This window comes from Xylanibacter ruminicola, assembly GCF_900107775.1.
Taxonomy (GTDB): Bacteria; Bacteroidota; Bacteroidia; order Bacteroidales; family Bacteroidaceae; genus Prevotella; species Prevotella ruminicola_C.
The window spans coordinates 1-4,600 of record NZ_FNRF01000009.1 but is presented as its reverse complement, the minus strand read 5'-3'; the positions used below and the strand labels follow the sequence as shown (position 1 = coordinate 4,600).

Sequence of the window (4,600 nt, the reverse complement as noted above, 5' to 3'; positions counted from 1 at the left end):
AGCCATAGTCTTACCTAGAGTTCGGCTTTGTATTTCTATTGTATCAATTCTTGATTTAATCATCCTCTTCATAATTATTCAATTACAAAACTAGTCAGCGTGTCTGCATCCCTTCAAAAATGCCATTCACGGTCTTGACGAATGCATCTGCAGGGAGCATAGGTGTATCAAGATACGCCTGTGTCTCGTCAGAGATTCTTTCTGTTTCCTTGTACTCTGCACCGGCTTGCTTTACTTTTTTTAAGTAAGGAACAGTAAAAATCTCGGTATCGGGACTCATGAAGAGCGAACCCTCAGCACAACAGATGTAGCTGATATTCTTGCCATACATGTGGCGCATGGCAAACAGAAGTCCATCGAAGTTTCCCCTCATGTTAGGCAGTCCTGCTGTCGAAATCAGTACCGTTTTCTTGGTGCCTTCCTCATAACCATAGTGATGGGCAATGCCATCAGAATCGATATACATCAAAGGCGAGTTAAACGATACTGTTCTATCCATCAGTGCCTTACAATGCGAGGGTACGCCATAGGCATAGAGAGGTATCGACCAGATAACCAGGTCGGCTTGGCGAATTTTCTCCATCACTTCTGTTGCATCGTCCTTCTGCACACACTTGCCTGATGTCTTTATCCAACAGGCATAGCAAGCTCTGCAGGGATTGATATTAAGACCAATGGTAGTTACAAACTCCACTTCCGAAGCCTCTACTTCGAGACCTTCCAGAAATGTTTTGGTAAGTTTAAGCGTTGTGCTGCGCTCCTTATTTGCTGATGCGTTAATGACTAATACTTTCATTATTATATTTTATTATGATTTGACGCTGCAAAGGAACGCAAAATTGCTGAGACAGCCAAATATCTGGGATAAACAGCATCGATTTGTGACGAATGGATATGAAAACTGCCCCATTTTTGTTATAATGGGGCAGTCTGAACATGCTTTTACTCTATTGGAATCTGAATCACTGACAACCATTTCTCAGGATCTTCTTGGTTCCAGGCTCCATCGATGTAGCTTGTGCGATGTTGCCCAACCGCCTTATAGCCCTGCTCCTCGATATAGCGGAAGGCTTCGGTGAACGACTCATAGAAGCGTTCGTAAGGACCAACGTGCTTCATGCAGAGGGCCTTGGGTACGGCTGGCAAGCGCTTGAACTTGATAATGGCGCTGTCCTGGCCCATCTCCTCCACCTGTTCGCAATACTCGATATCGATGTCGGTGGGGGTGTACTCCTTGTTGTGCTCGATGGTGAAGCAGTAGCCCGGTGGCGGGCACTTGCAGCCGAGGCGCTGCATCTCTGGACCAATCTTCTCGACACACATAGGGCCGATAGCGGCGTAGTTCGGAATTACTTCACGATGACTTGCCACGATGATTTCGGGCAGTGACTGAATACTAATCTTTTCCATTGTCTTCATTTCTTTGCGAGCATTCCTCCAGTCGAGCAGTTGGTTACGACGGGCAATCAGCAGTTTCAGCTCAGCCTCTGTTTCCTTTATCTTCTCAGTCAGCTGGCGGATGGTTGGAGTGTGAGAATATGAATCGCACAGGTCCTTAATCTCATCCAGCGAGAAACCGAGACGTTGTAGGTCGCGTATGGTCTTAAGCCGTTGCATCTGGTCGATGCTGTAATAGCGATAGCCCGTCCACTCGTCCACCTCGTCAGGCACAAGTAGTTCCTTCTGCTCATAATGACGCAGGGTTTTAACTGTTACCTGCATCAACTGTGAGAACTCTCCGATTTTTAATTTCTTTTTAAAATTCATAATCGCGCGATGTATTTGCTAAGCGACTGCAAAGATAAGGCATGCCCTTAGGGACGAGTCAAGAGAAATGAAGATTTTAACACGGATTTAACATATTCATTGTATCCAATGGCATCATCACGCCGCATTGGAAATCAGGCGAGTCGATGTCGGTGCCGTTGTACCATTCCATCGTCATGGCATTGTTGGGGCAATGGAATTCCGGGTGCTGGGGCAGCCACTCCTTATAGAACTTCTGAAACTGCTGCTGAAAGGCTTTCATACCGCCCTCGAAATGAACCTTCAACCATTTGCCGCTACGGATGGGGAAGAGTTTCATGCCCTCAGGCACGCAGCCACCTTTATATACACCACCTATCACGTAGGTGAAAGTCTTGCTACTGCAGGCACCGAAATTTTGTTCTGCACAAGTAGCACAATTATGGTTGGGGATGTCGCAGGTGCAGAGCCCAAACTCTCCGACACCATTGTCGATGGCTGCCTGCTGAAAGGCATCAGGTGCCTTGTGTTCCATAAAGACGGGTTTAATAATACGTTCCACATACTCGCCCCAGAACTTAGGGCACTCTTCCTGTCCCTTGCAGAATGCAATTTCCTTGGCCATGCCAATAATCTGCACATTCTCTAACGTAATAATCTCGTGTTTCATTATTTTTGTTCGTTTTTAAATATATTCTCTAATCTGTTTAATAGTTCTCATAGCTCCCTGCCAGTAGCACCATGCAATGATGACAATTCATTTGAATTTTCCGCTGAGGATCCTTTTACGCAGACACTTTATGGCGGGTTTATAATAATCTATCTCCATCGCTTCGAGGGTACGTTTCAACTCGTCCATCAGTTCTGGATAGAAGGTGCACATGCGAAAGGCGAGTTTCATGCAGAGCGTTTGGGTGCCGGAAAACTCTTCGATGCTGACCATGTGCTCGAAACAGAAATCAAGGAAGTCAGTCCGCAAATCATCCTCGTCCATTTTCAGCTTTTCGATGATGTTCAGCGTTAGCCGCCTCACCGACGAATTCTCCGTCTGCATGGCCTGATCTATCAGCTCATTGTATATCACCTTCAATTCCGACAACTCTTCGTCCTTAGCTTTGGTCAGACCCCACAAAGCAGTTCTCGCCACACGATAGTCGGTGTCGAAGGCATAGCGTTGGGCAAAGCCCAGAAAATCACCTTTCGCCTTAATCTCTTGGTATATCTCCTGAGCTCCGCCCTCACTAAAAGTCTGGTTCAATCTCTCACTTGTTATCGCCATTGTAACTATTTATTCTGGTTTTGCCCAGAACACCTCTGGGTCGGTTGTGGTATCACACTTCCAATTGTTGTTAACGAAGCCAACGGGGATAAGACGGACGTCAGCCGCTGGATCGTTGTCGCGATAGACGCTCTCAGGATTAAAGCGGTTAAGCTTCTTGCACACAAAGTAGTACAGGTTCTTCGCCATATAGGTTTCCAAATAGTATTCCTTTGTCTGCTGCGACTCATGGTTCCAGTTGGCTGTCTCACAAAGCACCAAGGGCTGGTCGTTGATGAGTCGCTCGCGTACCTCGGCGATGCTAAGCAGCGTACCATTCTCGTCCATCACCCAGGCATCCATCGTGGGGTCGATATAGAGCCATTTCTGCAACTGACTCGACCACACCGTGTTAATCACATGGCACTCATAGTCGAGCGAATCGGCAGGCATACATGTCACATAGCGAGCAGGAATGCCCATCGACAGGTACATCTCGCAGAGCGATATGGCCAGCTGGCGGCAATTCACCCCCTTGCCAGTAGCCTTGTAATAGTTGTAAAGGTCGATGGCATCCAACTCGGCAAACGCCTGGTTGCTGCCGTCGTGGCGGATGTTGTCGTGGGCAAAGTGCAGCAGATTGATAATCTTCGAGAGTTCGTCGCCCTGACCTGCTACAGAATCGAGCTTAAAATAATCGCGAACCTTGCAGAGATTGTTCGATTCCTTGGGTTGATAACGGAACTCTACCTTCGCATCATCCTTTGCATACGGGGCCGACTTCTTCAGCACATTCAGCGGCTGACGGTCTTTCACCTGCGCCAGTAGCGCCTGGTATTTCTTGTCCTTGCGCAGCGAGACGAGGTCGTTGTCGTTCACCATATTATTATAATCCTTATAGCCCAGCTCGACAGACTGCCCCAATGCCGTAAGCGCCTGTTTCTTTTGTCCCACTATCGCATAGCAGCATGCCTGGTCGTAGTACAGCAGTCCTTTCTGCTCTAGAATGGCTCCCTCGGGGATGGGGGCCACTTTGAAAATCGTGGTGGTGTCGAGCATCGCGATACAACTTGCCAGTGGGGCCAGCGCATCCTTGTGCTTTCCACTATGCATCTGGTCACGATACTGTGTCTGATACTTAGAGAACTCATTTTGAAAGTCCATCATTCGTTGATTCTGAGCCTTTGTGTTCATAGCACTCATCATCACAATGGTCAATGCCATCAATAATTTAAGTTTATTCATACTTTCCAGTTTTTATAATTTGACGTTGCAAAGATAAGTATAGTTGCAAGAGTTACTATTGTTCTCATCATACAATTTTCTCCATATATACACATTCTTATTCCTCAATCACCTCATCTAGTGTTTGCTTTAAGGGTGGTATATCTTTGTTGCCAAATAAGGCAGCCTCACTCTGATAAGCAAGGTATTGCAGGTTAAGAATCTCCTGCAAATCGTCCATGTTGGCCTTACTGATACTGTCTTTACTCATAGTCTATTTATTTTGCATAAAACATAAGATATTCCTCCAAATGAGCTTTGATATAATCAATGGTATGATGTCCTTCGTTTAAATGATTCTGAACCAGAACG

At 46.4% G+C, this 4,600-nt stretch carries 6 protein-coding genes; all 6 read right to left on the bottom strand.

Annotation, left to right across the window (positions count from 1 at the left end):
- Positions 1-94 precede the first annotated feature (94 nt).
- On the bottom strand, positions 95-796 hold the full coding sequence (locus BLU97_RS15585; RefSeq protein WP_074762368.1) for a flavodoxin family protein: 702 nt from the start codon (positions 794-796) through the stop codon (positions 95-97).
- 146 nt (positions 797-942) lie between these two features.
- Positions 943-1,767 (bottom strand): MerR family transcriptional regulator, encoded by an 825-nt coding sequence (locus BLU97_RS15580; RefSeq protein ID WP_074762367.1) that lies wholly within the window; start codon positions 1,765-1,767, stop codon positions 943-945.
- 76 nt (positions 1,768-1,843) lie between these two features.
- Positions 1,844-2,416 (bottom strand): GyrI-like domain-containing protein, encoded by a 573-nt coding sequence (locus tag BLU97_RS15575; protein WP_074762366.1) that lies wholly within the window; start codon positions 2,414-2,416, stop codon positions 1,844-1,846.
- Positions 2,417-2,503: 87 nt separating this feature from the next.
- Positions 2,504-3,025 (bottom strand): hypothetical protein, encoded by a 522-nt coding sequence (locus BLU97_RS15570; protein WP_074762365.1) that lies wholly within the window; start codon positions 3,023-3,025, stop codon positions 2,504-2,506.
- Between the two features lie 9 nt (positions 3,026-3,034).
- Positions 3,035-4,249: a transglutaminase-like domain-containing protein gene (locus BLU97_RS15565; RefSeq protein ID WP_074762364.1), complete on the bottom strand. Its 1,215-nt coding sequence runs from the start codon at positions 4,247-4,249 to the stop codon at positions 3,035-3,037.
- A 97-nt stretch (positions 4,250-4,346) separates the two neighbouring features.
- A complete protein-coding gene (locus BLU97_RS15560; RefSeq protein WP_254771747.1) occupies positions 4,347-4,499 on the bottom strand; it encodes a hypothetical protein in 153 nt (50 codons plus the stop codon).
- Positions 4,500-4,600: the final 101 nt, after the last annotated feature.